Annotated in this window: 33 protein-coding genes and 1 tRNA gene; 22 read left to right on the forward strand and 12 right to left on the reverse strand. The window is 55.3% G+C overall.

Annotation, left to right across the window (positions count from 1 at the left end):
- Nucleotides 1-224: 224 nt before the first annotated feature.
- Nucleotides 225-527 carry a hypothetical protein gene (locus tag KO536_RS03395; RefSeq protein WP_133076153.1) on the reverse strand — a complete coding sequence of 101 codons (303 nt, stop codon included), beginning with the start codon at nucleotides 525-527 and terminating at the stop codon, nucleotides 225-227.
- 364 nt (nucleotides 528-891) lie between these two features.
- On the opposite strand from KO536_RS03395, the gene thrS reads away from it, so the two are divergent.
- The 9 genes from thrS (at nucleotide 892) to KO536_RS03440 (ending at nucleotide 8334) form a co-directional block, all read left to right on the forward strand.
- Nucleotides 892-2814, forward strand: a complete 1923-nt coding sequence (gene thrS, locus KO536_RS03400; RefSeq protein ID WP_219261076.1) for a threonine--tRNA ligase — start codon at nucleotides 892-894, stop codon at nucleotides 2812-2814.
- On the forward strand, nucleotides 2814-3365 hold the full coding sequence (gene infC, locus KO536_RS03405; protein WP_171970586.1) for a translation initiation factor IF-3: 552 nt from the start codon (nucleotides 2814-2816) through the stop codon (nucleotides 3363-3365). Before thrS ends, infC begins: the two co-directional genes overlap by 1 nt.
- A 59-nt stretch (nucleotides 3366-3424) precedes the next feature.
- Nucleotides 3425-3619, forward strand: coding sequence for a 50S ribosomal protein L35 (gene rpmI / locus KO536_RS03410; protein WP_003442181.1), 195 nt, complete (start codon nucleotides 3425-3427; stop codon nucleotides 3617-3619).
- Between the two features lie 28 nt (nucleotides 3620-3647).
- The gene (rplT, locus tag KO536_RS03415; RefSeq protein ID WP_003442184.1) at nucleotides 3648-4004 is read left to right on the forward strand and encodes a 50S ribosomal protein L20; all 357 of its coding nucleotides are present in this window, start codon (nucleotides 3648-3650) and stop codon (nucleotides 4002-4004) included.
- A 109-nt stretch (nucleotides 4005-4113) separates the two neighbouring features.
- On the forward strand, nucleotides 4114-5130 hold the full coding sequence (gene pheS / locus KO536_RS03420) for a phenylalanine--tRNA ligase subunit alpha (protein ID WP_019829200.1): 1017 nt from the start codon (nucleotides 4114-4116) through the stop codon (nucleotides 5128-5130).
- Nucleotides 5131-5156: 26 nt separating this feature from the next.
- Nucleotides 5157-7535, forward strand: coding sequence for a phenylalanine--tRNA ligase subunit beta (pheT, locus tag KO536_RS03425; protein WP_133076155.1), 2379 nt, complete (start codon nucleotides 5157-5159; stop codon nucleotides 7533-7535).
- A 3-nt stretch (nucleotides 7536-7538) separates the two neighbouring features.
- On the forward strand, nucleotides 7539-7841 hold the full coding sequence (gene ihfA, locus KO536_RS03430; RefSeq protein WP_002553164.1) for an integration host factor subunit alpha: 303 nt from the start codon (nucleotides 7539-7541) through the stop codon (nucleotides 7839-7841).
- Nucleotides 7822-8178, forward strand: coding sequence for a MerR family transcriptional regulator (locus KO536_RS03435; protein ID WP_019829202.1), 357 nt, complete (start codon nucleotides 7822-7824; stop codon nucleotides 8176-8178). The genes ihfA and KO536_RS03435 overlap by 20 nt, the downstream gene beginning before the upstream one ends.
- Before the next feature lie 79 nt (nucleotides 8179-8257).
- A tRNA-Pro gene (locus KO536_RS03440) sits at nucleotides 8258-8334 on the forward strand.
- Between the two features lie 87 nt (nucleotides 8335-8421).
- Here KO536_RS03440 and KO536_RS03445 read toward each other — a convergent pair.
- From KO536_RS03445 to KO536_RS03495, 11 genes are all read right to left on the reverse strand, one after another.
- Nucleotides 8422-9534: a phage integrase Arm DNA-binding domain-containing protein gene (locus KO536_RS03445; protein WP_219261077.1), complete on the reverse strand. Its 1113-nt coding sequence runs from the start codon at nucleotides 9532-9534 to the stop codon at nucleotides 8422-8424.
- Nucleotides 9534-9746: a hypothetical protein gene (locus KO536_RS03450; protein ID WP_060693524.1), complete on the reverse strand. Its 213-nt coding sequence runs from the start codon at nucleotides 9744-9746 to the stop codon at nucleotides 9534-9536. The genes KO536_RS03445 and KO536_RS03450 overlap by 1 nt, the downstream gene beginning before the upstream one ends.
- Before the next feature lie 261 nt (nucleotides 9747-10007).
- Nucleotides 10008-10145, reverse strand: coding sequence for a hypothetical protein (locus KO536_RS03455; RefSeq protein ID WP_169868357.1), 138 nt, complete (start codon nucleotides 10143-10145; stop codon nucleotides 10008-10010).
- Nucleotides 10146-10187: 42 nt separating this feature from the next.
- Complete coding sequence (locus KO536_RS03460; protein ID WP_219261078.1) at nucleotides 10188-10514, reverse strand: pyocin activator PrtN family protein; 327 nt, start codon at nucleotides 10512-10514, stop codon at nucleotides 10188-10190.
- Nucleotides 10507-10647 carry a hypothetical protein gene (locus KO536_RS03465; protein WP_169868362.1) on the reverse strand — a complete coding sequence of 47 codons (141 nt, stop codon included), beginning with the start codon at nucleotides 10645-10647 and terminating at the stop codon, nucleotides 10507-10509. Before KO536_RS03465 ends, KO536_RS03460 begins: the two co-directional genes overlap by 8 nt.
- Nucleotides 10648-10672: 25 nt before the next feature.
- Nucleotides 10673-10957, reverse strand: coding sequence for a phage antirepressor KilAC domain-containing protein (locus tag KO536_RS03470; protein ID WP_219261079.1), 285 nt, complete (start codon nucleotides 10955-10957; stop codon nucleotides 10673-10675).
- An 8-nt stretch (nucleotides 10958-10965) separates the two neighbouring features.
- The gene (locus KO536_RS03475; RefSeq protein ID WP_219261080.1) at nucleotides 10966-11544 is read right to left on the reverse strand and encodes a hypothetical protein; all 579 of its coding nucleotides are present in this window, start codon (nucleotides 11542-11544) and stop codon (nucleotides 10966-10968) included.
- 11 nt (nucleotides 11545-11555) lie between these two features.
- Nucleotides 11556-11735 carry a hypothetical protein gene (locus tag KO536_RS03480; protein WP_219261081.1) on the reverse strand — a complete coding sequence of 60 codons (180 nt, stop codon included), beginning with the start codon at nucleotides 11733-11735 and terminating at the stop codon, nucleotides 11556-11558.
- Between the two features lie 87 nt (nucleotides 11736-11822).
- On the reverse strand, nucleotides 11823-13184 hold the full coding sequence (locus KO536_RS03485; protein WP_219261082.1) for an RNA-directed DNA polymerase: 1362 nt from the start codon (nucleotides 13182-13184) through the stop codon (nucleotides 11823-11825).
- A 33-nt stretch (nucleotides 13185-13217) separates the two neighbouring features.
- Nucleotides 13218-13781: an SLATT domain-containing protein gene (locus KO536_RS24480; RefSeq protein ID WP_169868369.1), complete on the reverse strand. Its 564-nt coding sequence runs from the start codon at nucleotides 13779-13781 to the stop codon at nucleotides 13218-13220.
- Nucleotides 13782-14014: 233 nt separating this feature from the next.
- On the reverse strand, nucleotides 14015-14662 hold the full coding sequence (locus tag KO536_RS03495) for a LexA family transcriptional regulator (RefSeq protein WP_169868371.1): 648 nt from the start codon (nucleotides 14660-14662) through the stop codon (nucleotides 14015-14017).
- Nucleotides 14663-14762: 100 nt separating this feature from the next.
- Between KO536_RS03495 and KO536_RS03500 the strand changes: the two genes are divergently transcribed.
- From KO536_RS03500 to KO536_RS03560, 13 genes are all read left to right on the forward strand, one after another.
- The gene (locus KO536_RS03500; protein WP_048383173.1) at nucleotides 14763-14984 is read left to right on the forward strand and encodes a hypothetical protein; all 222 of its coding nucleotides are present in this window, start codon (nucleotides 14763-14765) and stop codon (nucleotides 14982-14984) included.
- A gap of 332 nt (nucleotides 14985-15316) precedes the next feature.
- Nucleotides 15317-15835, forward strand: coding sequence for a phage regulatory CII family protein (locus KO536_RS03505; protein ID WP_219261083.1), 519 nt, complete (start codon nucleotides 15317-15319; stop codon nucleotides 15833-15835).
- Nucleotides 15828-16046 carry a TraR/DksA C4-type zinc finger protein gene (locus KO536_RS03510; RefSeq protein WP_219261084.1) on the forward strand — a complete coding sequence of 73 codons (219 nt, stop codon included), beginning with the start codon at nucleotides 15828-15830 and terminating at the stop codon, nucleotides 16044-16046. Before KO536_RS03505 ends, KO536_RS03510 begins: the two co-directional genes overlap by 8 nt.
- Complete coding sequence (locus KO536_RS03515; RefSeq protein ID WP_219261085.1) at nucleotides 16036-18252, forward strand: VapE domain-containing protein; 2217 nt, start codon at nucleotides 16036-16038, stop codon at nucleotides 18250-18252. The genes KO536_RS03510 and KO536_RS03515 overlap by 11 nt, the downstream gene beginning before the upstream one ends.
- Nucleotides 18245-18604: a hypothetical protein gene (locus KO536_RS03520; RefSeq protein ID WP_219261086.1), complete on the forward strand. Its 360-nt coding sequence runs from the start codon at nucleotides 18245-18247 to the stop codon at nucleotides 18602-18604. The genes KO536_RS03515 and KO536_RS03520 overlap by 8 nt, the downstream gene beginning before the upstream one ends.
- A 522-nt stretch (nucleotides 18605-19126) precedes the next feature.
- Complete coding sequence (locus tag KO536_RS03525) at nucleotides 19127-19471, forward strand: phage holin family protein (RefSeq protein ID WP_219261087.1); 345 nt, start codon at nucleotides 19127-19129, stop codon at nucleotides 19469-19471.
- Between the two features lie 156 nt (nucleotides 19472-19627).
- Entirely contained in the window at nucleotides 19628-20233 is a 606-nt protein-coding gene (locus tag KO536_RS03530) for a terminase small subunit (protein WP_095032271.1), read from the forward strand.
- Nucleotides 20226-22262 carry a phage terminase large subunit family protein gene (locus tag KO536_RS03535; protein WP_219261088.1) on the forward strand — a complete coding sequence of 679 codons (2037 nt, stop codon included), beginning with the start codon at nucleotides 20226-20228 and terminating at the stop codon, nucleotides 22260-22262. The genes KO536_RS03530 and KO536_RS03535 overlap by 8 nt, the downstream gene beginning before the upstream one ends.
- 2 nt (nucleotides 22263-22264) lie before the next feature.
- Nucleotides 22265-22471, forward strand: a complete 207-nt coding sequence (locus tag KO536_RS03540; protein ID WP_016781386.1) for a phage head-tail joining protein — start codon at nucleotides 22265-22267, stop codon at nucleotides 22469-22471.
- Nucleotides 22471-23955, forward strand: coding sequence for a phage portal protein (locus KO536_RS03545; RefSeq protein ID WP_219261089.1), 1485 nt, complete (start codon nucleotides 22471-22473; stop codon nucleotides 23953-23955). The genes KO536_RS03540 and KO536_RS03545 overlap by 1 nt, the downstream gene beginning before the upstream one ends.
- Complete coding sequence (locus tag KO536_RS03550) at nucleotides 23952-25085, forward strand: head maturation protease, ClpP-related (RefSeq protein ID WP_219261090.1); 1134 nt, start codon at nucleotides 23952-23954, stop codon at nucleotides 25083-25085. The genes KO536_RS03545 and KO536_RS03550 overlap by 4 nt, the downstream gene beginning before the upstream one ends.
- A complete protein-coding gene (locus KO536_RS03555; protein WP_219261091.1) occupies nucleotides 25082-25426 on the forward strand; it encodes a head decoration protein in 345 nt (114 codons plus the stop codon). The genes KO536_RS03550 and KO536_RS03555 overlap by 4 nt, the downstream gene beginning before the upstream one ends.
- A gap of 63 nt (nucleotides 25427-25489) precedes the next feature.
- On the forward strand, nucleotides 25490-26485 hold the full coding sequence (locus KO536_RS03560) for a major capsid protein (RefSeq protein WP_219261092.1): 996 nt from the start codon (nucleotides 25490-25492) through the stop codon (nucleotides 26483-26485).

The following is a 26485-nucleotide window of genomic DNA, read 5'->3' on the forward strand; positions in this document are numbered from 1 at the left end:
ATCATAGTCGAAATGTGCGCTTTGGGAGCCCCCCTGAGCTGCAGATTGCTGCAATGTTCGCTTTCTTTTACTGTTCAAAACTCTCGAAACCCCCGTTTTACGGGGGGTTGAGGGTTGAAAACACTTAAAAAAAAAGCACGCCCGAATGCATGTTTTTTACGCAAAACAGGTTTTTAGGCCTGTTTTGCCCTCAATCAGGTCCCGATTCGTCATGGGAATGAGGGCTATTTAGTGGCTCGACAGGCCTGTATTGCATCCAGAGCTTTGGTTCTAAGCTCTGCGCTCGGCTGGGTTGTCTTGCTCATCAGTTGCTGGATTTCGGCAGTCGAAAACTTCTCGGACAACTTGTCCGCTCCGCATGCGCAATGCTGTTGGGCTGTCTTTACGTCGACGCTTTGGCTTGCCGCCGCTACGCAGTCCTTCATGTAGTCTTTTTTTGCGCCGGCTGGCCAGTTGTCGGCCTGGGCGCTCAGGGGTAACAGCATTGCCAAAGGTGCTGCGAAGGCGAGTAAGCGGATCATGCGCATAAGATGCTCCTTGTAAGCATTAAAACCGAGTGTGTATCACTGAGTATCTGAGAGGTTAGTGCAGCTCAAGTTCACCCATCTGTAAAAAACCTCCCTTTATTTTGGATGCAGGGCAGTGCGTATAACAGGGCGCGTGCATCTGTGCTAGCATGCCGCCCTTGGCTATTTTGTGTGTTTGCATGCTCTCAGAGTTGCAGGGCAATGCCATTAACCTTATTGATTTGAACTCCAGTCACTCTGGTTCGGTTTTAGGTTGGCCGCAAGGCTCCTGCCACTGTGAGGCAGGCATACCACCGAATCGCGTACTGGCTCATCCCAACCCACGTGACCTTTGGTAGGGGTCACCACTAGGAGAGGAGGCGCCATGCCAACTATTACTCTTCCCGACGGCAGTCAACGCTCTTTCGATCATCCTGTATCAGTTGCCGAGGTCGCCGCTTCGATTGGCGCTGGCCTGGCTAAAGCTACCGTGGCCGGCAAGGTCAACGGCAAGCTGGTGGATGCCTGCGATCTGATTGAAAACGACGCCACCCTGCAAATCATCACGCCCAAGGATGAAGAGGGGCTGGAGATTATTCGCCACTCTTGCGCCCACTTGGTTGGCCATGCAGTCAAGCAACTGTTTCCGACGGCCAAAATGGTGATCGGTCCGGTTATCGACGAAGGTTTTTATTACGATATCGCTTATGAGCGTCCGTTTACTCCGGATGACATGGCTGCAATCGAAAAGCGCATGCAGCTGCTGATCGAAAAAGATTACGACGTCATCAAGAAAGTGACTCCGCGTGCCGAAGTGATCGAGATGTTTGCCGCTCGTGGTGAAGACTACAAGCTGCGCTTGATCGAAGACATGCCGAACGAACAGGCCATGGGTCTGTACTTTCACGAAGAGTACGTCGACATGTGCCGCGGGCCTCACGTCCCGAACACTCGCTTCCTGAAGTCGTTCAAGCTGACCAAGCTGTCGGGCGCCTACTGGCGTGGCGATGCGAAAAACGAGCAGCTGCAACGTATCTACGGCACTGCCTGGGCTGACAAGAAGCAGCTGGCGGCATACGTCCTGCGCATTGAAGAAGCTGAAAAGCGCGATCACCGTAAAATCGGCAAGCGTCTTGGTCTGTTCCACACCCAGGAAGAAGCTCCGGGCATGGTGTTCTGGCACCCTAATGGCTGGACGCTTTATCAGGTGCTTGAGCAGTACATGCGCAAAGTGCAGCGCGAAAACGGTTATCTGGAGATCAAGACTCCCCAGGTAGTAGATCGCAGCTTGTGGGAAAAGTCCGGGCACTGGGCCAACTACGCCGACAACATGTTTACGACTCAGTCGGAAAGCCGCGATTACGCGATCAAGCCGATGAACTGCCCTTGCCACGTGCAAGTGTTCAATCAGGGCCTGAAAAGCTACCGTGAGCTGCCACTGCGTCTGGCGGAATTTGGCGCTTGCCATCGTAATGAGCCGTCGGGTGCCTTGCACGGCATCATGCGTGTTCGAGGCTTTACGCAGGACGATGCGCATATTTTCTGCACCGAAGAACAGATGCAGGCTGAGTCTGCTGCCTTTATCAAGCTGACGCTGGATGTCTACGCAGACTTCGGGTTCAAGGACATTGAGCTCAAACTGTCGACGCGTCCTGAAAAGCGCGTTGGTTCTGATGAACTGTGGGATCGCGCTGAAAGCGCATTGGCTTCAGCCCTTGATAGCGCTGGCCTGGCTTATGATTTGCAGCCGGGCGAGGGTGCCTTTTACGGGCCCAAGATTGAATTTTCTCTGAAAGATTGTCTGGGTCGTGTCTGGCAATGTGGTACCCTGCAGCTCGATTTCAACCTGCCGATCCGTCTTGGCGCAGAATATGTGTCTGAAGACAACAGTCGCAAGCAACCCGTTATGCTGCACCGTGCGATCCTCGGATCGTTCGAACGCTTCATCGGAATTCTGATTGAGCATTACGAAGGTGCGTTCCCTGCGTGGCTAGCGCCGACTCAGGCAGTGATCATGAATATCACTGATAAACAGGCAGATTTTGCTGCTGAAGTTGAAAAAACTCTCAATCAGAGCGGATTTCGTGCCAAGTCTGACTTGAGAAATGAAAAGATCGGCTTTAAAATTCGCGAGCATACTTTGCTCAAGGTTCCTTATCTCTTGGTTGTCGGAGATCGGGAAGTCGAGATGCAGACTGTCGCTGTGCGTACACGTGAAGGTGCTGACCTGGGCTCGATGCCCGTCGCGCAATTCGCTGAATTCCTCGCACAAGCGGTTTCCCGGCGTGGTCGCCATGATTCGGAGTAATTATTATTAAGCGTGAAATGAGACAAGATAAACGAGCTGCACCGAAAGCCCCGATCAACGAGAATATCTCGGCACGCGAGGTTCGGTTAATTGGGGCTGAAGGCGAGCAGCTTGGGATTGTGTCAATTGAAGACGCGCTTCTTAAAGCTGAAGAGGCCAAACTGGATTTGGTGGAAATTTCCGCTGATGCAGTACCCCCAGTTTGCAAGCTGATGGACTACGGCAAATCTATCTTCGAAAAGAAGAAACAGGTTGCCGCTGCAAAGAAAAACCAGAAACAGATCCAGGTTAAAGAAATCAAGTTTCGTCCAGGGACGGAGGAAGGGGATTACCAGGTAAAACTGCGCAACCTGGTACGTTTCCTGAGTGATGGGGACAGGGCCAAGGTATCTTTACGATTCCGCGGCCGTGAGATGGCCCACCAGGAGCTGGGTATGGAACTGTTGAAGCGGGTTGAAGGTGACCTGCTTGAATACGGGACCGTCGAACAGCATCCTAAGATGGAAGGACGCCAACTGATTATGGTCATCGCCCCGAAAAAGAAGAAGTAATCACTAGGGCACGGCAGGCCTTTTGATTATGTTTATCAACTGAATGCGGAGTACCGAACATGCCAAAGATGAAAACTAAGAGTGGTGCTGCTAAGCGGTTTCTGAAAACTGCTAACGGCATCAAGCACAAGCACGCTTTCAAGAGCCACATCCTGACCAAAATGTCGACTAAGCGTAAGCGTCAATTGCGCGGTAGCAGCTTGCTGCATCCGTCTGACGTGGCAAAAGTGAAGCGCATGCTGCGCCTTTGCTAATTTCGGTCAAGAATAGAGGAAGTAACTCATGGCTCGTGTAAAGCGTGGCGTTGTCGCCCGTAAACGTCACAAAAAAATTCTGAAACTGGCTAAAGGCTACTACGGCGCACGCTCACGCGTATTCCGTGTTGCCAAGCAAGCGGTAATCAAGGCAGGCCAATACGCCTACCGTGACCGTCGTCAGAAAAAACGTCAGTTCCGCGCTCTGTGGATCGCTCGTATCAACGCTGGTGCACGTATCAACGGTCTGTCTTACAGCCGTTTCATCGCCGGCCTGAAAAAAGCTTCCATTGAGATCGACCGTAAGGTTCTGTCTGATCTGGCAGTGAACGAAAAAGCGGCGTTTGCTGCGATTGTCGAGAAAGCTAAAGCCACCTTGGCTTAAGTATCCCCGACATTCACCTGGGCTTGCCTGTGTGAGCCCAGGTGCTAAACGTCTTAAATAGGGGAAGAGCCTTCAAGCTCTTCCCCTATTTTGTATCTGGAGTCTGTACATGGAAAACCTGGATGCGCTGGTCTCTCAAGCACTAGAGGCTGTGCAAAGCGCTGAAGATATCAATGCCCTGGAGCAAATCCGGGTTCAATACCTTGGCAAAAAGGGTGAATTGACTCAGGTGATGAAGACCCTGGGCAATCTGCCGGCAGAAGAGCGTCCGCAGGTGGGTGCCCTGATCAACGTTGCCAAGGAACGTGTCACAGAGGTTCTCAATGCACGCAAGGCACTGTTTGAAGAGGCTGATCTAGCCGCCAAACTGTCTGCCGAGTCCATTGACGTGACCCTGCCTGGTCGTGGCCAGACCTCAGGCGGTCTGCATCCGGTTACCCGGACTCTGGAGCGTATCGAGCAGTTCTTCACCCATATTGGCTACGGCATTGCCGAAGGCCCTGAGGTCGAAGACGACTATCACAACTTTGAAGCGCTCAACATCCCAGGCCATCACCCGGCCCGGTCGATGCATGACACCTTCTATTTCAATGCAAACATGTTGTTGCGCACCCATACCTCGCCGGTACAGGTCCGCACCATGGAATCGCAGCAGCCGCCGATCCGCATTGTCTGCCCGGGCCGTGTGTATCGTAGCGACTCCGATATCACCCACTCGCCGATGTTTCACCAGGTTGAAGGCCTGCTGGTAGATCGCGATATCAACTTCGCGGACCTGAAAGGGACTATCGAAGAGTTCTTGCGGGTGTTCTTCGAAAAAGAACTGGCCGTGCGCTTCCGTCCGTCGTACTTCCCGTTCACAGAGCCTTCCGCTGAAGTGGATATGGAATGCGTGATGTGTAGCGGCAAAGGTTGCCGTGTCTGCAAGCAGACGGGCTGGCTGGAAGTCATGGGCTGCGGCATGGTTCACCCGAACGTGCTGCGCATGTCCGGAATCGATCCGGAAGAGTTTTCGGGCTTTGCCTTCGGTATGGGCGTTGAGCGTCTGGCGATGCTGCGTTACGGCGTGAATGACTTGCGTCTGTTCTTCGACAACGACTTGCGGTTCCTCGCGCAATTTCGCTAGTCGTAACGAATTCTTAGGAGAGCAGGATGAAATTCAGTGAACAATGGCTGCGTGGTTGGGTAAACCCGCAGGTAGGTCGCGACGAGCTGGTTGCTCGTCTGTCGATGGCCGGTCTTGAGGTCGACAGCGTTTCGCCGGCCGCCGGTGTATTCAGTGGTGTGGTCGTGGGCGAGGTGCTGAGCACTGAGCAGCACCCCGATGCCGACAAGCTGCGTGTTTGCCAGGTCAGCAATGGTTCTGAGACTTTTCAGGTGGTTTGTGGCGCGCCTAACGTGCGTCCAGGCCTGAAGATTCCGTTCGCCATGATCGGCGCCCAGCTGCCAGGCGACTTCAAAATCAAGAAAGCCAAACTGCGTGGTGTCGAGTCAAACGGCATGTTGTGCTCGCAAGCAGAACTGCAGGTGGGTGAAGGCAACGACGGTCTGATGGAGCTGCCTGCAGATGCTCCAGTGGGTGAAGATATTCGGGTTTACCTGAGCCTCGAAGACGCCAGTATTGAAGTGGACCTGACCCCTAACCGAGGTGACTGCCTCTCGCTTGCAGGTCTTGCTCGTGAAGTCGGCGCTTTGTACGCGGCACCAGTGACTCGCCCTGTTGTGGCTGTTGTACCGGCTGCACATGACGAAGTCCGTTCTGTCGAGGTTCTGGCTCCTGCTGCTTGCCCGCGTTACCTGGGGCGTGTAATCCGCAACGTTGATCTGTCCCGGCCAACGCCGCTGTGGATGGTTGAGCGTTTGCGTCGCGCCGATGTGCGCAGCATCGATGCGGCTGTCGACGTCACCAATTATGTGATGCTGGAACTGGGCCAACCGTTGCATGCGTTTGACCTTGCCGAAATCAATGGCGGCATTCGTGTGCGCATGGCTGATGAAGGCGAGAAGCTGGTTTTGCTCGACGGCCAGGAAGTTTCCCTGCGTAGCGACACACTGGTGATTGCAGACCATGCCCGTGCCTTGGCGATTGCAGGTGTAATGGGTGGCGAACACAGCGGTGTAACAGCCAAAACCCGCGATGTCTTCCTTGAAAGTGCTTTCTTTGATCAGATTGCTGTCGCTGGCAAGGCCCGCTCATACGGTTTGCACACTGACGCTTCGCACCGCTACGAGCGTGGCGTTGACTGGAAGCTGGCCCGTGAAGCGATGGAACGCGCTACTGGTCTGCTGTTGGAGATCACTGGCGGCGAAGCCGGCCCGATCATCGAAACCGTGAATGAGCAGTATCTGCCATCGATTGCGCCGATCACTTTGCGTGCGGCTCGTATCAGCCAGATGCTGGGCATGGAAATGGACTTGGCGGAAGTTGAGCAACTGCTCAGCGCCTTGGGCCTGACTATTACCGCGGAAGGTGAAGGGCAGTGGCGCGTAGAAGTGCCTAGTCATCGCTTCGATATCAGCCTGGAAGTTGACCTGATCGAAGAGCTGGCCCGCCTGTACGGCTACAACCGCCTGCCGGTTCGTTATCCGCAGGCCCGACTGGCACCGCAAGCCAAGGCTGAAGCACGCAGCGACCTGCCTGAGCTGCGTCGTCTGCTGGTAGCGCGTGGTTATCAGGAAGCGATCACTTACAGTTTCATCGACCCGAAACAGTTCGAACTGTTCAGCCCGGGTGTTGAGCCACTGTTGCTGGCAAACCCGATCTCAAACGACATGGCAGCTATGCGCGCCTCGTTGTGGCCAGGCTTGGTCAAGTCATTGCAGCACAACCTGAACCGTCAGCAAGATCGCGTTCGCCTGTTCGAAAGTGGTTTACGTTTTGTAGGTCAGCTTGAAGGTCTTAAGCAAGAGCCGATGCTCGCAGGTGTGGTTTGCGGCAGCCGTCTTCCTGAGGGTTGGGCGCAAGGGCGCGAAGTCGTTGACTTCTTTGACGTCAAAGCGGATGTAGAGGCTGTTTTGGGTTTTGCTGGTGCACTGGATGCATTCAGTTTCGTGCCAGGAAAGCATCCTGCACTACACCCAGGCCAGACCGCTCGTATTGAACGTGATGGTCGAGAAGTCGGCTATGTCGGTGCCATTCATCCGGAGCTGTCAAAAAACCTCGGCCTTGATCGGCCAGTGTTTGTCTTCGAGCTGGTTTTGGCTGAAGTGGCGCTAGGTAAAATGCCTAAATTCCATGAGTTATCGCGCTTTCCTGAAGTGCGTCGTGACTTGGCGTTGTTGGCCGATCGTGACGTTGCAGCCAGTGCTGTACTGGATGTAATTCGTGAAAATGCAGGCGAGTGGCTCACGGAGCTAAGGTTATTTGACGTTTACCAGGGTAAAGGTATTGATCCGCATAGAAAAAGCCTTGCAGTTGGCTTGACCTGGCAGCATCCATCGCGCACTCTTAATGACGATGAGGTGAACGCCACGACGCAAAATATTCTCACCTCGCTTGAAAAAAGGTTGAACGCCACGTTAAGGAAGTGACGTATGGGGGCTCTGACGAAAGCTGAAATGGCGGAACGTCTTTATGAAGAGTTGGGCCTGAATAAACGAGAAGCCAAAGAATTGGTGGAATTGTTTTTCGAAGAAATCAGGCACGCTCTTGAAGACAACGAGCAAGTCAAATTGTCAGGTTTTGGCAATTTTGATCTGCGTGACAAGCGACAGCGGCCAGGCCGCAATCCGAAAACGGGAGAAGAAATCCCGATCACGGCTCGCCGAGTAGTCACTTTTCGTCCAGGGCAGAAGTTGAAGGCCCGAGTAGAGGCTTATGCTGGAACCAAGTCATAACGACGAGCTCCCGCCGATCCCAGGCAAACGCTACTTCGCCATTGGCGAAGTCAGCGAGCTCTGTGCGGTAAAACCGCACGTGCTGCGCTATTGGGAGCAAGAGTTTCCTCAACTCAACCCTGTGAAGCGTCGCGGAAATCGCCGGTATTATCAGCGTCAGGATGTGCTGATGATCCGGCAAATTCGTGCACTGCTTTACGATCAAGGGTTCACCATTGGAGGAGCGCGCTTGCGACTCTCTGGGGATGAAGCCAAAGATGACACCACCCAGTACAAGCAATTAATTCGCCAAACCATTTCCGAGTTGGAAGATGTTCTGCTGGTCCTTAGAAAGTAACTACAGCGTTTAAAATACTTTCGTATTTCAAAAGCTTAAGGTATATTTCTCGACGTACTAGCAAGTTGTAACGCCTAGTCGGGGCGTAGCGCAGTCCGGTAGCGCACTAGCATGGGGTGCTAGGGGTCGAGTGTTCGAATCACTCCGTCCCGACCATATTCTGTAAGGGAATCAAGGGTTTAGGCCTTTGATTCCCTTTCTCGTTTCTGCCTTGCGCAAAACTGGCGCAAAATGGGCGCAAAACTAACCGGTAATTTCGCTGATATTCAGGTCTGGAGTCGCATCCGACCAGATCACATCAGCGTGGTCTTTCTGGTAGTTCTTGGTCATGGTCTCGCTGGCATGGCCCGCAATGGTTTGGCCATCTTTACCGGCTCTTTTGTACAGGTGTAGCGACAGCGCCCGCACTTCGTGAAAGCCCGGCATTTCCTCTTCTTTCCATTCCGCATAACAGCCAGCAAGTTCCCGCGCCTCTTTAAAAGAGCGAGTTAGAAAGCGATCCTCAACCTTCGTCCAGTGTTCTTTGGTCTGCGCCTGCTTCTGCAGTAGTCGTTGCGGCTTGCGATGAATCAGGAAAGGTGAGGCGATGTTGTCCTGGCAGCGGGTTATGACGGTCTGTAGCTCGTCAGTCACCTTGAAACGAATCCACGCAGTATCACTGGCCTTGGCAGTCTTCTTTTGTACCAGGTACAGGAAGCCATCCCGAACGCCATCAAAGCGCATATCCAGAATGTCGGAGCGCCGCTGAGCAGTGATCAGTGCCAAGTCGATGGCGTTGCGCAGCCAAGGTGGGGACACCTCCCTGATCGCCCTCAGACCTTCCACAGTGTGGCGTTTGCGTTGCTTCTTCTCGATACGGTTGATGGTGCTCGATGCCGGGTTGTCCGGGCATAAGCCCTTGGACGCGGCATGATTGAAAATGTCCACCAGCAGAGCGCGGCTTTGATTGGCGCTCCTTGGGGTCAGTGTGTCCAGCAACTCGGCAACCATGCGTATGGTTATTTGATCGACGGCTTTGCCCTCAAAATGCTTTCGGAAGCGTCTGAAGTGAACGGCGTACAGTCCGAGCGTACCCTTGGCCAGCTCGCGGGGAGGCAAGATCTCGGCTTCGTATTTGTCCAGAAAACCCGCAAATGAGCCCGATGGATTGCCCATGACAGAGCGGACCAGATCGGCGCCTTGCATAAAGGCCAGGTTGAGCTGTTTTGCAGCATCGATTGCCCTGATCCGATCGGTACCGAATTGAAACCACTTACCGTCGCTGGGGCGACGGTAGCGGTAGGTCGAGCGGCGTGGATCAAAGTACAGGTTCTGCGGCAGGTGCTTGTTCGCACTATTGCGTGGCCGTGGAGCCATCAGGCAACTCCTCTTAGCACCATAGCGACCAGATCGTTGCCGTCAGCTATGTTCAGTGCGTTCCAGTCCACATACCAGAGCGAGCCTATCTGCTCGCCCGGCAGCTTTCCGTTGCGGATGTAATTGCGGATGGCTTGCGAGCAGAGCGGTGTCCCGTTCTCACCCCAGCGGCGGCGTTGGTATTCGCTAATTTTGATCAGCTCTTTACGCATGGTCAGCCCCTTTAATAGCGGTGCCTAGGTGCGTATACCCCACCACAGGCTGCGCGGGCGGGCGATTTAGAGCGTTTAGCGGGGCATCAAGGTGGGCTGCCTCGCGCAGCTTTATGTGGGGTATAAGCACCCCCGCAGTGGCGCGAAAAGCTTTAGTAATGCCTGCCGCTGCGCAGCAGAGACTGTTTTTTACAGGCGTGTCGATCCCACTGGTGTTGCAGAGCAAAGCGGGCGGGGGCAAGCGGTTGGTCAGTGAGTGTGTCATGCCGCTTTTCTCCGGGTGCTGGGTTCGGGTTGATGCTTGCGGCCATCGGCCAGGCCGTTGCGGTAGCCGAGCCAATAGAGCAGGGCCACGCTCAATATCAAAAAGATCAGCGCACTGATTTGGGTCGGGGTCATGTGGTGTGCTCCTGGTGCGGCGCCGGTGGTGGCAGCGCTTGGCTAGTCGTCTTTATCCGGTGTGTCGCTTTGCGGTCTGGCTAGCTCCTCGTCAGCCTTGTAGGCGCGAATATCAATCAGCGCGGCAACGTGGCGGATGTGAGCGAACTTCGGCGCCTTGCGGCTGCTGTCGAGTGTGATCACGGGTATTTGAATCCGGCCGCTGATGATTTCTGCCGCAAACGACTGCTCGTTGAGGTGTCGGAAGTACTGCGCGCGCAGCTTGTCGAGGGGTATCAGCACGTCACCGAAGTTGCGGTACAGCAGCTCTACGGTGTCCGCATCCGGTGCAGGCAGCAGCCGTAGCGGGCTTTGGTTGGCATTACTCATGGGCTGGCGTGCTCGGTTTGGGTTGGAGGCGGGCTGGGTGGTTCCAGGCATTCAGGCAGTGGCGCTTGGTCAGTTCGCGCAAGTGTTCCGGCACTTCAAGGAGCGCAGCGTTGCGCTCCTCGCGTGTGGGCATGGCCACGATCTGCCGAGCGTATTCCCTAGGCCACGTCACGGTGATCAGCCGGAATTTCTGGAAGGGCCAGGTCCAACTGTTCGGCCAGCCAAGCGATGCCGGACTGACGTACCCGGGTTGATTGGCTGTACTGCATGCCGAGTTCAGCGTGGAACCAGTTGCTGTCCTTTATCCGCAAATATTCGCGGTCCCTAACCGGGGAGGCAGGTAGGTTGCGCTCGTTGAGCAGTCCTTTTTCGCGCATCAACTTGATCAGTTTTGGCCGGGTAGTGCCCAGGCACACAGCGGCTTTGGCGAGGGTGCGTTCCATAGCACCCCCTAGGCTGCGAACGCGGCAGGAGCTGCCGACGCGACCAAGTGATCGAGGGACTGCAGCAGCCTGTTAAAACTGTGTTGATCGTCGCCATAAGCCGTAAAGCACTGAGTGCGCGGGCAACTGTCGCCGGCGACCAGAATCGCCGTGATGCCTTTACGGCTCTGCGTGCGATGCACAGACAGGCTCACAGCTTCATCCAGACCGACATCGAGCAACAACGAGCCACCATTGCGCACCAGCTGGTGTAGATGCTCTTGTTGATTGGTATCCAATAGTTGGCCGCGGTCGAAAGATTCAGCCAGTACACGCGGTGTTGCGGGCTCGGCAGTATCCATGCGGCCATTTGCTATGGACTCAATAAAGTCAGCGAGCACCCGGTGCGTGTCTTTGTTGGGGTCGTACACCGTCAGACTGTGCTTCTCATCGCCGGAAACAATGGTGAAAAGCGTACCGAAGGAGCCGCGCTCAACCTGCAGCACGAAAATCAATGGCAGGTTGGTATTATTGAAGCGGCACGAGTGGTGAAACGTGCCGTTCAAATTGACCTGCGCAGCCAGCAAGCGAAGGGTTTTATCAGCCAAAGAAAACCGGTTCATGCTGCATGCCCTCCGTTGTTCGGATCAAACGGGGCAGGGCGGTTGCTGTGCGGGACCAGCCTGGGCTTGTGGTTGCGGAGAATGACCAGGTAGCCGGTGGTGGCCTGCAGATGCTCGATCAGTCGACGGTTACTGGCGCACGCTGGGTGGATGTGCAGGGTTGCGGTGGTGTGCATGGTGTTGCCTCGCTCTGTGGTGGGAGAGTGAGGCTGATAATAACCTTTAGGGTTAATTATGCAAGAGGTTTGATACCATTTTGGTTGCTAAGAAGCTGAGCTATTCGTTGCCAAGTCAATCAGCAGTTCTCTTGACTGCCGGTCAATACGCTTCTTGAACTCGTATTCAATTTCTTCATCTGTGAGGTTAGTAATGGTTTTGTTGAAGTAATTTTGAAGAAGATCTTTCATTTGATCAATATTGTAATTATCAAAATTTGGAACGTATGTTGTTTCATGTCTTCGGTGAGCAATTTCATGAAAGGCTCTGACAAAGCTTTTTTGGTTGACCACGACATTGAATCTTTTTTTGAGTTTTTCAACGTACAGGTCTAGTTGGTGCAACATGCTTTCGTCATCAATTTCGGAAAAGAAGAATAACCATCCGCGGCTTTTGCCCTGAAAGACACATCCTGTAATGCGCATGTCTAGACGCCAGGTTAGGAAGTCAATGCTTCTTATCTTGGAGTGCTTGTATCCTGTGAATATTGAAACTAAAGACTCTTTAAGCTTTTCAAGTGATCCTGATCTGGCAGTTGTGATGTTTGTTTCTTTTTTATGTATGATTTTATTTTTGAATTCGTAACCAAGATAATCGAATTTTTCCCCAGTTGTCCCTATGGATGATTTGTGGGGCATTTCTATGGGGTCATGTATTTCAAGGTTTATTTTTTTAAAGTCTGCAATTATGTCTGTGGTTATATTCACTACGTCGACTGAGTCACACAGTATTAAAATGTCGTCTACATAGCGAAAATATTTTATATTTGTTTTTTTTGAAAGTTTCTTATCGATATTTATTAGGTAGATAGCAGCTAGTGCATTTGATATCGCAAGGCCTTGAGGTACACCAATGGTATTTGGGAGGTCGTCTTTTTTTGCCTTGCTTACTGTGGGGGTTTTGATTGCGCTGTTAATTAAGTCTAATATTGTCTCTGATCTGATTTTACCTCGAAGTCCCTTGATTAGTCTGTCATGATCAATTGAAGGGTAGAAGTTGCTTACATCAAGTTTGATAAAGCTATTGTACTGGCCTGAATTCACAGCCAGCTTAACTTGCTTCACTGTATCCTGGGGTAATGCGAAGGAGATTGTAGACTTATACGTCTCCATAAGTAGATCGCACAGTGCTCTTAGGCATATGCGGTCCCGTATGGCAGGAATAGAGATTTCCCTCGGGGTTTTGCCCCTGCCTTTGCTCACAAGTTTCAATTTGTATTTTGTGAAAGTATATGAGTTGGATTTTGTTTTTCTTGAGATTATGGATATTTGTTCTTTTAAGATTTTCCAAAATTGTTTCTGAGTGAGATTGTCTATTCCCGTTGCGCGTGATAGTTGAATATGGGTGGCATAGATTTTTCCTAAATTTCTCACCCTGAATATTTTGTTGAAGCGTGCCTTAGCGCTCATTTGCTGGTCTCCTTTAACTTCGTGCTAATAATCTTATTGGATAAATATCAGCATTAAGATTGGGAGTGCGTATAGAAATGCTAAAGCGATGTAACGCTTTATGTAATATAAGATTACTTTGAACCAAATGAAATTTGTAGGTAGCTTGCTCAGCCCTTTAGCGGAGTCGCGAGGACATGGATGGCATAAGTATGTGTCGCAGAGAGTTATATAAAAGTCTATATCCTCATGGTTTTCACATATTTTAAGTGTATCTTGGTATCGTGCGCTTAATGCGTTGATATCAGCGGTTGTGCTTTTTGCGGCGCTGTATAGTTCCTGCAGTGCCTCGTAGCATTCTTTGATCTGGCTTGCTCTTTCTTTATAGGATAGGCCGTTAATGAAGCCTGATATGCTAAGTATTAATACGGAAAATGCAACCCAGGAAACACTTTCTAAGTTGCTGCTGGTAGTGGATTTCAAATAGTAAATTGATACTGCAGCTGATAGAAATGAATACCAGATTAGTAAGAGTTGTGCTTGGAATGCGTTGGAAAGTAAACGCTTTTCTGCTTGTATTCTGGACTTGCGAGTCCACCATATATTGTCTGCGAACACGCGACCCTCCTAGTTAAAAAGAGCTTTGGGGGTCTATTATAGTTAAGAGTGTAACGCTCGTTGCCGAGCAAGTCCTAAGACGAAGTCTTATGACTAAGGGCTAGGCCCTTCTGGATTAGTTGCACCCATTTCTGGATGGTTGATTTCTCAACATCCCCCAAAGCCTCTCCGTTTTACTAGGGATGATGTCTAATTGCCACCTATTTTTGTGTTTCTCCATTAAAGGAGATGCCTCAGAGGTCAGAAATCTTCCATCTAGCCCTACCGCAAATGCTCCACTCTTCAGTCATCCGAATAATGCGCTCTGGCCAATCAGGGTTGAGCGCGTAAAGATACAGCTCATTCCCTTCCTGCTTTAGCTGTTTCAGCGTCGTTGCCTCGTCGCGGGTGCGCTTGGCTGCAACAAAATGCCCAGGGAAAGCATCAAGCGATGGATCGATAACAACCTTATCGCCCTCCATAAACTTGGGCTCCATGCTGATGCCTTCAACGCGTAGGATGAATGCACGCGGCCCAACCGGCCCCGGCGCTTCGATCCATTCTTCGGCATCGCGCGGATCGAAATTATCTTCAGAACTGCACCAAGCGCCTGCAGCAATTGAGCCGATCACAGGCAGCTTCCTGCCGGTGTAGCCCAGTACAGAACCGTTATCGAAATTTGCAAAACCATGCGGGATGTCGAGCGAGCCGTTAGGCAGGCTGAGGGCTCTTTCAATTTCACGCGCAATTTGATCGCCAATTCCTTTGGTTGGGTTCTTCCCGCCGAAAGCGCTCACTTGCGCAGGCGCTTTGCCGAGCAGCTCAGCAATGTCAATCAGGCGTAGTTTTTTTTCGGCCAGGATCTGGCGGAAATTGTGCAGGCGGGTATCTGAAATTCTCATGCAGTGATTGTGCCCAGATTAACCTATGGGGTGAATGTCCTCTGAGGTATTGCAATAGTTAACCTTTGTGGTTAAATTGCGTTTCCCGGAGGTACACCACATGAAATTGCGAGACTACATCGACAGCTTAGATTCAGAAGCACTACAGGCATACGCCGGGCGTTGCAAGATCGCGGTCAACTACCTGCGCTTGCACGTTAAGTACGCCAGCAAAGACCCAAGCGTATCGCTGATCAAGTCATTGACCCGCCAAAGCGAAGGTCGTGTATCGCTCGCTGAGGTTCTGGATCACTTCGGCGTGACGGAAACCAAGGCGGCATAGAAAGAAAAAAGGCGACCAATAAGGCCGCCCAGTTCCTCCCGGCACACACCACCACAGTGTCGCCGGGTCGCGGTCAAGGTAGGCGGGCACACCACATGCAATACCGCCTCCCTTCACCGCGCTTTCCAAGGCTCGGAAGCTTTGGGTTGCTGCCTTCTCCACCACAGATCTGGCAGCTGTTGCGCCAGAGGTGAGCGACGGATCGCTTGCCTCGGCACGGTGCCGGTTTTGGTCTTGCGGACCTGGCCGGCTTTTGGGCCCTTTCAAGCCACGCGGCAAATGTACCACCACAGCACGCCGCGCGGCACTGGCAACATTCAAGGATTAATGCCATGAGCCGTATTGCTCTTAGTTGCACCCAACGAGCGCGCCGCGAAATTCTGCCGCTCGATCTGGCCCTGTATCACGCTGCCCGCGATTACCCGGGTGGCGCTGCCGCCATCGCCGCCACCACCGGCCGCAATCCCACCACGCTGCAGCACAAACTGTCTCCGACCCACCCGAGCCACACGGTGAATGTTCAAGAGTTCGCTGAGATCTTGGAGTTGACTAAAGATCGCCGCATCCTGGATGCGGTGCATGCGTTGGTGGGGGACACGATCTGGCAGGAACTGGCCGAGGCCTATACCGACGATATGCCCGAGACGCTGACCACTGGCCTTGCCGTGTATTTCCGTCAGGTAGCAGATCTGGCCGACACCTGGGCCAAGAGCATTGGCGACGGGGTGGTCAGTGACCGCGAACTGGCCGAGATCCGCCTGCAGGTGTTTCGCGGCATTCAGGGACTGCTGGGCATGTTCAATCGTGCCTGCTACGTCAACTCGACTACGCGGGGTACTGACCGTGGCTGATATCGCAGATTTTGCTAATGACCTGGTGCAGGAACGCATCGACCTGGCACTGGCAGCGCGTAAAGCGCAGCCGGTGTTTGCGTCTTACGAGTCTTGCGTGGACTGCGATTCATTAATTCCCCTGGCCCGCCGCTTGGCCGTCACCAGCTGCACGCGCTGTGCAGCCTGCCAACAACTGAATGAACAAATAGGTACCCGTTATGCTCGATGACGTTCTCGGTCAATTCGCTGAGCACGGCCTTGAGCCTGCGCAACCACTCACGTTCGGCAAGCTGACCCGCTGCAAGACCACGCAGGACAAGGGCAAAGAGAAAAACGGCTGGTATGTGATCCATGAGCACCGCACCGAAAAAAATGAGACGCTGATTTTCGGCAGCTTCGGTGACTGGCGCTCGGGCGACAGCAACAAGATCAAGGTCAAGGCCGGCCGTATGAGCCAGGAAGAGCGCGATGTGATGCGCGCTCGCCAGGAGGAAGGTAAACGCCGTGCCGCCGAGATTGCCGCGAATGCTGCACGCCGTGCTGCCAATCGTGCATCTGGCCTGTTCCAGCGCATGCCGGAGAAGGGCCGTAGCGCCTACCTGGATCGTAAACAGATCGTCGGCATGGGCGTGCGTTACGCCCCGCGCTCCGGTGCTGTGTTGGTGCCGATGAGCAATGTGCGGGATCAGATCGTCGGGCTGCAGGTTATCTACCCGGAGAAGCAGCGGGACACTGGCCGCGACAAATCGTATTGGCCCTATGGCATGTCCAAAGAGGGCGCTTTCCACCTGATTGGCCCGCACCCTGAACCGGGCGAACCCGTCCTGGTATGTGAGGGCTACGCCACCGGCGCAAGCCTGCATATGGCCACCTCTTTGACGGTGGCCATCGCGTTTGACGCGGGTAATTTGAGTGTGGTGGCCAAGGCCATGCGCGAGCGTTTCCCGGGCCGTGCCCTGATCGTCTGCCGCGACGATGACTGGAAGACCAAACGCGCCAACGGCGAGCCCTGGAACCCGGGCGAAGAGAAGGGCAGCAACGCGGCCTTGATCGTTGGCGGTCAGGTGGTTGGTCCGGTGTTTTCGGGCGAGCGCGAGATCAAGTGGACCGACTTCAACGACCTGCATTGTGCCGAAGGGTTGGATGCTGTCCGCCGCCAGGTGTTGTCGGTGGTCAGGCCACCTGCTGCAGGTGGCTGGAAAGACCAACTGGCACGCACTGAAAACGGCTCGTTGATCGCCCATATGCAAAACGTCGAACTGATACTGGGCAACGACGAGCGCTGGGCCGGTGTGATCACCTTCAGTGCCTTTAGCTCCAAGATCGTCAAATTGCGCACGCCCCCGTATGGCGGCGGTACTGGGGACTGGGGCGATATCGACGACATCCGGGTGATGAAGTGGCTGGCCCAGCAATACAACCTGCGCGTCAAAGCCTCCAGCGTGATCGAGGCGGTCAGCGTTGTTGCCCATGACAACTCCTTTCACCCGGTACGCAACTACCTGAACAAGCTTGAATGGGACTGCGTGCCGCGCCTCGATACCTGGCTGACCACGGTCATGGGTGTGGCCCAAAGCGGTTACAGCGCCAAGGTCGGCAAGCGCTGGATGATCTCGGCGGTTGCCCGGGTGATGCGCCCAGGCTGCAAAGCTGACTCGGTAATGATCCTTGAAGGCGGGCAGGGCGAAGGCAAGTCCACGGCCATGAGCATCCTCGGCGGCGACTGGTTTATGGATACGCCGTTTGCTCTGGGCGACAAGGACGGCTTTCAGGCGATCCGTGGTAAATGGATCATCGAACTGGGCGAGTTGGACAGCTTCAACAAGGCCGAAAGCACCAAAGCCAAGCAGTTTTTCTCGGCATCCACCGACACCTACCGTGAGAGCTACGGCCGCAGAACAAATGACGTGCCACGCCAGTGTGTTTTCGTGGGTACCACGAACCAGGACGAATACCTCAAAGACGCCACGGGCAACCGCCGTTATTGGCCGGTGGCCTGCACCAAGGTCGATCTGGAGCAGCTGCGCGAGATCCGTGACCAACTCTGGGCTGAGGCGATGTTCTGCTACAAGGCCGATGAGATCTGGTGGGTTAACCGCGACGAAACCGCGATGTTCTCCGAAGCCCAGGACGAGCGCTTTGTGGTGGATGAATGGGAAGGTCCGATCCTGGCCTGGCTGGAAGAGTCGCAGATCGGCGAAACCACCAGCGGCAGTGAAGTGCTGGCCAGCGCACTCAAACTCGACTTCGGCCACTGGGGCAAGCCCGAGCAGATGCGCGTCGGCGCGATCATGCACCGGCTTGGATGGCGTCGTGTGCGCCTGCCAGCCCTGGCCAAAAGCGGGCAGCGTCCCTGGGCTTACAAGAAGCCTGATAACTGGGGCGGCCAGTCAGCCCTGCAGGTGCAGAAGATCGAGGAGCCTTGCTTTGATTAAGCACATCGACGCCATGCTCAAACTCTGGGCAGAGGATCTGCACAGCGCAGCGCCCGAAGGCACTGGCAGCGGCAACATGATTGCCATGCTCATGGAAACCAAGGGCGAGCTGATTCGCGGCACGCGGGGCAGTCGGGTATTGCTCGATGAGTCGGCCGACATTGAGTTGATTGTCAATAAACACCTGCCACCGCAGTTGTCGGTGGTGGTGCGTGAGCACTACTGCAACCACGACAGCTTCCTGTCGCAGAAGATCACTCACTGCGGGTGCTGCCGGAAAACCTACTACGATCGGCTGCACGAAGCTCATGAGTGTATTGCTGAACTGCTGCTCGGGAAAAAAGCTGCGTGATCGATGCCTCTCCCTTTGCCCACCCATTATCTATGGCCCACCTTGTCCCGCTGCTTTCAACAGCAGTGGGTCAAGCGCAGCCCGCGCCGTTACTGGGCTGTCCCACCGTCCCGCCTGTTAATGCCCCTCGCACATGTGAGCGTAGCGGGCAGCAATACGCGCGCTTCACGCGCATGCGTGTTCTTAATAATCTTTCTATATACGAGGAAAAAGTAAAAGAAGTAGGACAGTGGGGCACAGCCTTTGATTTAGGCACTCTCCTTTGTCCCACCTTGATCTTGAACAGTGGGGCAGGACAGACAGCCTCCAAAAGCGCTAGCCGGGGTGATGTATTCGCCGACATTCGCCGGGCGTTCAGCTGCCTAACCCACTTATTCGCCGGTGGCATTAAAACCTGCTTGCTGCCAGTAAATTCCACCTGTAAAAAGTAGTCATCTTCGATAGGTGCGACCGCAGAGAGCGGCCGACACCCACCACTAAACCCGGCCATTGCGCCGGGTTTTTTGCGTTTAGGGGCAGGCAATGACAACAGAGCAACAAGCGTTAGCGGATATGCCGATCTGGCTGGTGATTGCACTGTCCTTGATCGGTGGGGTGTCGGGTGAGATGTGGCGAGCGGACAAGGATGGTGCCCGGGGTTGGTCACTGGTGCGGCGTCTTGCCTTGCGGTCAGGTGCCTGTATCGGCTGCGGGTTGTCCACGATGATGCTGTTGCATGCCAACGGCGTATCAATCTGGGCGTCATCGGCGGTGGGCTGCCTCACGGCGATGGCCGGGGCAGACGTTGCCATCGGCCTTTACGAGCGCTGGGCCGCTAAGCGCCTCGGGGTTTGTGAAACCCCACCCCGTTCCGACCAATCAGAATAATTCTCGTCTCTCAAATTCTACCGGGGACCCTGGGGAATTTCCGGGGGTACGGGGCAGGAAACCCGCGGGAAAGCGTATCTGGCTGGCCTTCAAACTTAGTTAACTGCGGTTAACAGTTAACTGCCTGTATTCATTGGGTTAACTGGTAGTTCAATCATGGAATATTTGAGCAAGTCGGCTTATGCCGCGAGTCGTAATTGGTCGAAACCCTGGGTGTCTAAGCTCGCTAAACAAGGGCGGTTGGTATTGAACGCGGCAGGTCTGGTCGATGTTGCTGCAACCAATGCCCTGATCGATAAAACCAGCGACCCAAGCAAAGCCGGCGTTACTGTCCGGCATGAGCAAGAACGAGTCAGCAAAGGTCACCCATCGGCTGAGCCTTTGGGCCCCTCCGCGTTTTTACAGGCTGCGCCACTCAGCCTTTCTGAGCCATCGGACCTCAAGCCCGACTTTCAAAAGGCTCGCGCCCGGCGTGAACACTTTAACGCCATGACCGTAGAAGCAGACTTCTACAAAAATCAGGGCACGCTGGTGGAAATGTCGGACGTGGACGAGGCTGCTTATGCCACTGGGCGGCTTCTACGCGATTTGCTGTTGGCGGTGCCGACGCAGATCGCGCCGGAGCTTGCGGCAATGAGCGACGCATGGGGAGTAGAAAAACACCTGCTGGCCTCAATCCGACGCGCTCTTGAGGATGCAGAGCGCATCTCTAGTGCCGACCTTCGGCATTCCTTGTCAATCAAGAAGGACAACAATGGTTAGTGATCAGCGTGGGGGCGAAGAGGTCTACCGCGAGGGCTACTTTCGTGGCCTGCGCCCAGAGCCAGAGCTGTGGGTCGATGAGTGGGCGGATCGTTACATGCGCATCCCTCAGAGCTCTGGTGCTGCCGAGCCTGGTCCATATCGTACTGAACGAACCCCATATGCGCGTGAGCCGATGCGCTGCCTGTCACCGTCACATCCATGCAAACGTGTGGTCACTATGGTGGCCTCACAGTTGATGAAAACCCAGATTGCCCTAAACTGGATCGGCGGCTGTATTCACATGGCTCCGGCTAACATTCTTCTTCTGGAGCCTACGCAGAAGCTGGCCCAGAGCGTTGCCGGACGCGTTGATCAGGCTGTGGAGGCCGTTCCTGAGCTGCGTGCAAGAGTCGTTGTACCGCGCTCTCGTAAGGGCACAAACACCTGGGAGAACAAGCAGTTTGAAGGTGGCCGGTTGTTCATCGCAACCGCTGGCTCATCGTCCAACCTGGCCGAGAAGTCAGTGCGTTATGTCTACGGCGATGAAGTAGATCGCTGGGAAATGGACATTGATAACGAAGGCGACCCAGTAAAGCTGGCAGAGGCTCGCGCTTCTACATTCGGCCGCAACGCCAAGTTTTACTTCTCCAGTTCACCCACGATCAAAGGTGCTTCGCGCATCGCTGACCTGTTCAAGATCAGTGACCAGCGTCACTACTACGTCCCATGCCCTCACTGTGGCCATATGCAGGTGCTTGAATGGGCCAACCTCAAGTGGGATGAAATCTATCGGTTGGTGCAGTACCTCTGCAGCGGTCCTGAGTGCGGCGCAATGATTGATGAGCACGCCAAGGCCAGCATGCTTTCTAAAGGCGAGTGGCGTTCCCACGCGCATGGCGATGGTGAAACAGTAGGCTTTCACCTCAATGCCCTTTATGCGCCTTTGGGCTGGACCAGTTGGGCGTCTTTGGCCAAGGATTTTGATGACGCCCTGGTCATGCAAAAACAAGGTGACCAGGCCACCATGCAGGTGTTTTACAACACCAAACTTGCCCTGCCTTGGGACAACGCAATGGAGCAAACCAAAGCGGATGTCTTGCAGGCGCGTGCGCGTGCTGAGAATTACGTGCTGGGAACTGTTCCTATTGGAGCATTGATGCTCACGGCGGCGGTGGATGTTCAGGGGAACCGCCTTGAACTCATCGTCATCGGTTGGGGTATGGGCATGGAGCGTTGGGTGATCGACCATCAGGTGATCATGGGTGACCCCTCTGACTCCAGAACCTGGGAAGTGCTAGATGACAAACTCAAAGTGCGCTATCGGCATGCGAGTGGTGTTGGCCTGGGTATTTTGGCCACTGCTGTGGACTCAGGCGGTCATCATACCCATGAGGTCTACCAGTTCTGCCGCATTCGTCGATGGCGCAACGTGTTCGCAGTCAAAGGAGATAGCCACTCCAGTAAAAACATTATTGCCCAGCGTCCTTCGCGGGTGGATGTGAACTGGCGCGGCAACATCGAAAAGAACGGTGCCGAGCTGTGGATGATAGGAACCGACACGGCCAAGGACTGGATCTATAACCGGTATCCGCTGGAGTCCGGCCCAGGTGCATTGCACTTTGCGAAAGACCTTCCGGACGACTTTTTCGCCCAGTGCGTAGCTGAGCGCAAGGTCGCACGCTACGTCAAAGGCAAACGTCGTGTTGAGTGGACCAAGAGCAAGTCTGAGCGTAACGAAGCTCTCGACTTGATGGTGTACGCCCTGGCAATGGCCGAGTACCTGGGACTGGGCCGTTATCACGAAAGCGACTGGGAGAAGGTTCGACAATCGTTGATGCAGCATCATTTGTTTGAAGACAAAACGCTGCCTGCCGACGATGCCCATGTCGACCCCTCACCAGAGGACCCTGCAGCACCCCCTGTTGAAGTTGTGCAAATACTACCTTCTGCTCCGGCTGTAGTTGCACATCCGGTAACTACTCCTAAACCGGTCGCTGCAGCCCCGGCTCGCCGCGTCAGTCGAAGCGGCTATCTCAAGAGACGCTGATTATGTCCTTTACCCAGAAGCACCTCGACGCGGTTGAGGCGGCCATCGCACGTGGCGAGAAAACCGTGCGCTATGCCGATCGCACCGTGGAGTACCGCACGGTGGATGAGCTGCTCAAAGCCCGCGATCAGATCCGCACTTCGCTGGTCGCGTCCGCTGGGCCACGTTCAAAAGTGGTGAGGCTTTACCACGGAGGCAAGGGACTCTAATGGCGCGCCAATATCCAACCCTGACTCGCAACGGCTTTTTACTGCCGGAGCGGATCAAAGCCAGTTACGAAGGGGCCGGAGAGGGCAGGCGTTCGGCCAGTTGGGACGCCCCCGACATCGGCATCAACAGCATCAATACCCCGGCCTTGCGCAACCTGCGGGCACGTTCGCGGGCTGCAGTGCGCAACGACCCGTATGCGTTCAACGTTATCGACAAGCGTGTCAGCAACCTGATCGGTACTGGCATCACCCCTCGACCCAAGATCGATGACGATGCCTTGCGCAAAGTGCAGCAGGAGTTGTGGGAGGACTGGGTCGATGAGTCGGACGCCGATGGCCTGACCGACTTCTACGGCCAGCAGGCATTGATTGCCCGCACCGTCGAAACTGCCGGTGAATGCTTTGTGCGCTTGCGCCCACGCGGCCAGGATGAGGATCTGGCGGTACCGCTTCAGCTTCAGGTATTGGCCCCCGAGTTTGTACCCCATGACAAATTTGAGCCGGCCAAAAATGGCAACAGCATCCGTGCCGGTATCGAATTCAACCCGGCTCACCAGCGCGTGGCGTATCACATGTACCGGGTGCATCCCCGTGATGCGTCGTCGCTAAACGCCGGTTACAACCAGTTGGTGCGGGTTCCGGCCGAGCAGGTGCTGCATATCTTTGAGCCCGTCGAGCCTGGCCAGTTGCGCGGGGTGCCGCGATTGGCACCAGTACTCAAGCGCTTGCGCAGCCTGGACAACTACGACGACGCGGTGCTGTTTCGTCAGGAGGTGGCCAACCTGTTTGCCGGCTTTATCAGCAGGCCGCCGCCGGAGGGCAGGCAGCTTGCGCTCGACCCGGTGACCGGCCAGCCCTTCAACGATGACCGTGACGGTTTTACCCCGATGGTCGCGCTGGAACCCGGCACCATGCAGGAACTGGGGCCCGGTGAAGAGGTGGAGTTTTCCAAACCACCGGACGCCGGCAACAACTACCCGGACTTTATGCGGCAGCAATTGATGGCCGCTGCCGCCGGTACCGGCACACCCTACGAAATCCTCACAGGCGATATGCGCGAGGTTAACGACCGGGCGCTACGGGTGGTGCTCAACGAGTTCCGCCGTCGCCTGGAACAACTGCAGTTCGGGGTGTACGTGCACCAGTTGTGTCGCCCAGTGCGGGCCGCCTGGATGGACATGGCGGTGTTGGCCGGGCGCCTGAAGCTGGACGATTACGCGCAACGGCGCCGCGAATACCTGCGCACCCGCTGGGTACCGCAGGGCTGGGCCTACATCCAGCCGGTGCAAGACATTCAGGCGCGGATGATGGAGGTCAACGCGGGCTTTAACTCTCGCAGCGAAATGGTCCTGCGTTCGGGCTATGACGCCGAAACCGTCGACGCTGAAAACGCTGCCGATCAGGCCCGTGCCCAAAAGCTGGGCCTCAACTACAAAACGCTCGTCGACCAGCCTGAACCGGCCGCTGACAAGGAGACACCATGATCAAGCAGCACCTACTACGGATTTTCAACAAAGCCGGTGACCCACCGGCGCCGCAGAACAAACACTGGTACAGCCTGAAAGCCAGCGGCGAGGCTGAGACCCGCAGCATCGAGGTCTACGTCTACGGCGAGATCGGCACCTGGGGCATCACTGCCAACCAGTTTGTCCGCGACCTTGCAGCACTCGATGATGGTGTGTCGCCAATCGTGGTGGCATTCAACAGCGTCGGTGGTGACTTGTTTGACGGCCTGGCCATTCACAACGCCCTGTCGCGGCTGGGCGAGCGTTGCACCGGCCGGGTCGATGCCTTGGCAGCCAGCGCGGCCAGTGTCGCGGTGTGCGGCGCGCACAAGGTCGTGATCGCGTCCAATGCCATGCTGATGATCCACAACCCGTGGACCTACGCCTCCGGCGATGCCGAGGACTTGCGTAAAGTCGCCACGGCGCTGGATCAAGCAATGGAGGCCATCATCGCGGCCTACAAAGCCAAGGCGCCGAACATAGACGAGGTCGAGTTGCGACGCCTAGTCAATGCCGAAACATGGCTCACGGCAAGTGAGGCGGTGGCCTTGGGCCTGGCCGACGAAGTGGGCGAGGGCGTCACGGTCAAAGCCTGCCTCGGCCAGGGCGGTGCGTTGCAGCGTTACCAGCATGCACCGCAAGCGTTGCTGGCCCAGCTGGAGGAACCGCCTGAGCCGGAACCTACCCCGGAACCTGTGAAACCAGAACCGGAAAATCCGCCCATCGTCGATTCGGCCAAGCTGGCTTTATTGATCACACAGAGCTGCAACACGGCCGGTATCAGCAACCTGATCGAATCTCTGATCAGCACCACCAAACTGGCCGATGAGGCTACGGTTAATGCCGCGCTCACCAACGCTAAGGCCGTGCGCGACCTGTGCGTGGCGGCGCGCTTGCCGGAGTTCACCCAGCAGTTTGTTTCCGCAGGACTGACGGTCGAAGCGGTGCGCGGTCGGCTGTTCGACAAACTGGTCAGTGGCGGCGGGTTTGAAATCGATAACAGCCTGCCGATCAACGATGACCCGGCGCCGAAAACCCAGGCCAAACAGCCTGACACCAACGCCATTTATGCGGCCCGTCGCGCCGCCCAGACAGGGGTAAAAGCATGACTATTAAAAAAGAGCCGATGCACGCGGGTGAGTTCCTGCTGTCTGAAGGAGCTGGAAACATTTCCCGCGAAGCCATCAACGTCGCGGCAGGACCGGCGCTGTATCCCGGGCAAGTCCTTGGGCTGGTGACCGCTTCGGGCGAATTCGCACCGTATGAGGCGACTGCTGAAGACGGTACCCAAAACGCCGTGGCCATCTTGTACGGCCCGCTGGGCGAATCCGACATCGTGCGTCGTGGCCGCGCTGTGGTGCGCCTTGCCGAAGTCAGTGAAGCCCACCTGACCGGCCTAGATCTGGAGGGTGAGAAATCGCTGGCTGAACATTTTGTGATCGTGCGTTAAGCCGACCGCCCCTTCATCGCACCCCGCCATTGAGCGGGGTTTTTACATTCTGGAGAGTCCCCAATGGCCGACATCGCCATCTTTGACGACGAAGCGTTTTCTGTTTCCTCGCTGACCGCTGCCATCAACGAACAGCAATATTTGCCCGGGCGCCTGAGCAGCCTTGGCCTGTTTCAGGAAGAGGGCATCACCACCCTGACCGTGCAGATCGAAAAAGACGGTGACACCCTGGCTCTGGTACCGGCCGGTGAGCGCGGGACTTCGGGTCTGGTCGTGGGTGCCAGCAAGCGCACCTTGATCCCGTTCAACACCGTGCATTTGCCGGAGCGCTTCACCATTAAGGCGGATGAGATTCAAGGTATCCGGGCTTTCGGTACCCGCAGCGAATTGCAGGCCGTGCAGGACGTGGTCAATGCACGCCTCTTGAAGGCCCGCCGCCAGTTGGACGTCACCCACGAATATCAGCGTATGGGCGCGTTGAATGGCCAGATTCTCGATGCAGACGGCACAACGGTGTTGCTCGATCTGTACAAGCGCTTTGGCGTTCAACGGCAAAAAATGTCGATGGGTTTGACCGTCGCGGACACAGACTTCCGCGTCAAATGCGGCGAAGCCTTGGACTTGCAGGAAGATGCGCTGGGCAGTGTCACCAGTACCGGTGCCCGGGCGTTCTGTGGCAAGAATTTCTGGAACAAGATGATGGGACTCAAGGCCATCAAGGACACCTATGTCAACTCGGCACAGGCTGCCGCGTTGCGTGGTGATGCCCGTGAGAGCTTCGAGTTCGGTGGCATTGTGTGGGAGCGCTACCGCGGCAAGGTCGCGGGTGTTGCGTTCGTCCATGACGACAAGGCACTGCTGATCCCTGAAGGCGTTCCGGACCTGTATATCTCTGCCTTCGCCCCGGCTGACTATATGGAAACGGTCAACACCCAAGGCATTCCGTACTACAGCAAGATCGAGCCGATGGCCTTCAACAAGGGCATGGCCGGCGAAGCCCAGTCCAACCCGCTGCATATCTGCACCCGTCCACGCGCTCAGATCCTGCTGGAGCTGTAA

The organism is Pseudomonas sp. NKUCC02_KPG (assembly GCF_019345465.1).
Classification (GTDB): Bacteria; Pseudomonadota; Gammaproteobacteria; order Pseudomonadales; family Pseudomonadaceae; genus Aquipseudomonas.

Coding starts and splice junctions, on each gene's coding strand:
- KO536_RS03395 (WP_133076153.1), bottom strand. CDS start 527: ATGCGCATGATCCGCTTACTCGCCTTCGCAGCACCTTTGGCAATGCTG.
- thrS (WP_219261076.1), top strand. CDS start 892: ATGCCAACTATTACTCTTCCCGACGGCAGTCAACGCTCTTTCGATCAT.
- rpmI (WP_003442181.1), top strand. CDS start 3,425: ATGCCAAAGATGAAAACTAAGAGTGGTGCTGCTAAGCGGTTTCTGAAA.
- rplT (WP_003442184.1), top strand. CDS start 3,648: ATGGCTCGTGTAAAGCGTGGCGTTGTCGCCCGTAAACGTCACAAAAAA.
- pheS (WP_019829200.1), top strand. CDS start 4,114: ATGGAAAACCTGGATGCGCTGGTCTCTCAAGCACTAGAGGCTGTGCAA.
- pheT (WP_133076155.1), top strand. CDS start 5,157: ATGAAATTCAGTGAACAATGGCTGCGTGGTTGGGTAAACCCGCAGGTA.
- ihfA (WP_002553164.1), top strand. CDS start 7,539: ATGGGGGCTCTGACGAAAGCTGAAATGGCGGAACGTCTTTATGAAGAG.
- KO536_RS03435 (WP_019829202.1), top strand. CDS start 7,822: ATGCTGGAACCAAGTCATAACGACGAGCTCCCGCCGATCCCAGGCAAA.
- KO536_RS03445 (WP_219261077.1), bottom strand. CDS start 9,534: ATGGCTCCACGGCCACGCAATAGTGCGAACAAGCACCTGCCGCAGAAC.
- KO536_RS03450 (WP_060693524.1), bottom strand. CDS start 9,746: ATGCGTAAAGAGCTGATCAAAATTAGCGAATACCAACGCCGCCGCTGG.
- KO536_RS03455 (WP_169868357.1), bottom strand. CDS start 10,145: ATGACCCCGACCCAAATCAGTGCGCTGATCTTTTTGATATTGAGCGTG.
- KO536_RS03460 (WP_219261078.1), bottom strand. CDS start 10,514: ATGAGTAATGCCAACCAAAGCCCGCTACGGCTGCTGCCTGCACCGGAT.
- KO536_RS03465 (WP_169868362.1), bottom strand. CDS start 10,647: ATGCCCACACGCGAGGAGCGCAACGCTGCGCTCCTTGAAGTGCCGGAA.
- KO536_RS03470 (WP_219261079.1), bottom strand. CDS start 10,957: ATGGAACGCACCCTCGCCAAAGCCGCTGTGTGCCTGGGCACTACCCGG.
- KO536_RS03480 (WP_219261081.1), bottom strand. CDS start 11,735: ATGCACACCACCGCAACCCTGCACATCCACCCAGCGTGCGCCAGTAAC.
- KO536_RS03485 (WP_219261082.1), bottom strand. CDS start 13,184: ATGAGCGCTAAGGCACGCTTCAACAAAATATTCAGGGTGAGAAATTTA.
- KO536_RS03495 (WP_169868371.1), bottom strand. CDS start 14,662: ATGAGAATTTCAGATACCCGCCTGCACAATTTCCGCCAGATCCTGGCC.
- KO536_RS03500 (WP_048383173.1), top strand. CDS start 14,763: ATGAAATTGCGAGACTACATCGACAGCTTAGATTCAGAAGCACTACAG.
- KO536_RS03505 (WP_219261083.1), top strand. CDS start 15,317: ATGAGCCGTATTGCTCTTAGTTGCACCCAACGAGCGCGCCGCGAAATT.
- KO536_RS03515 (WP_219261085.1), top strand. CDS start 16,036: ATGCTCGATGACGTTCTCGGTCAATTCGCTGAGCACGGCCTTGAGCCT.
- KO536_RS03525 (WP_219261087.1), top strand. CDS start 19,127: ATGACAACAGAGCAACAAGCGTTAGCGGATATGCCGATCTGGCTGGTG.
- KO536_RS03530 (WP_095032271.1), top strand. CDS start 19,628: ATGGAATATTTGAGCAAGTCGGCTTATGCCGCGAGTCGTAATTGGTCG.
- KO536_RS03535 (WP_219261088.1), top strand. CDS start 20,226: ATGGTTAGTGATCAGCGTGGGGGCGAAGAGGTCTACCGCGAGGGCTAC.
- KO536_RS03540 (WP_016781386.1), top strand. CDS start 22,265: ATGTCCTTTACCCAGAAGCACCTCGACGCGGTTGAGGCGGCCATCGCA.
- KO536_RS03545 (WP_219261089.1), top strand. CDS start 22,471: ATGGCGCGCCAATATCCAACCCTGACTCGCAACGGCTTTTTACTGCCG.
- KO536_RS03550 (WP_219261090.1), top strand. CDS start 23,952: ATGATCAAGCAGCACCTACTACGGATTTTCAACAAAGCCGGTGACCCA.
- KO536_RS03555 (WP_219261091.1), top strand. CDS start 25,082: ATGACTATTAAAAAAGAGCCGATGCACGCGGGTGAGTTCCTGCTGTCT.
- KO536_RS03560 (WP_219261092.1), top strand. CDS start 25,490: ATGGCCGACATCGCCATCTTTGACGACGAAGCGTTTTCTGTTTCCTCG.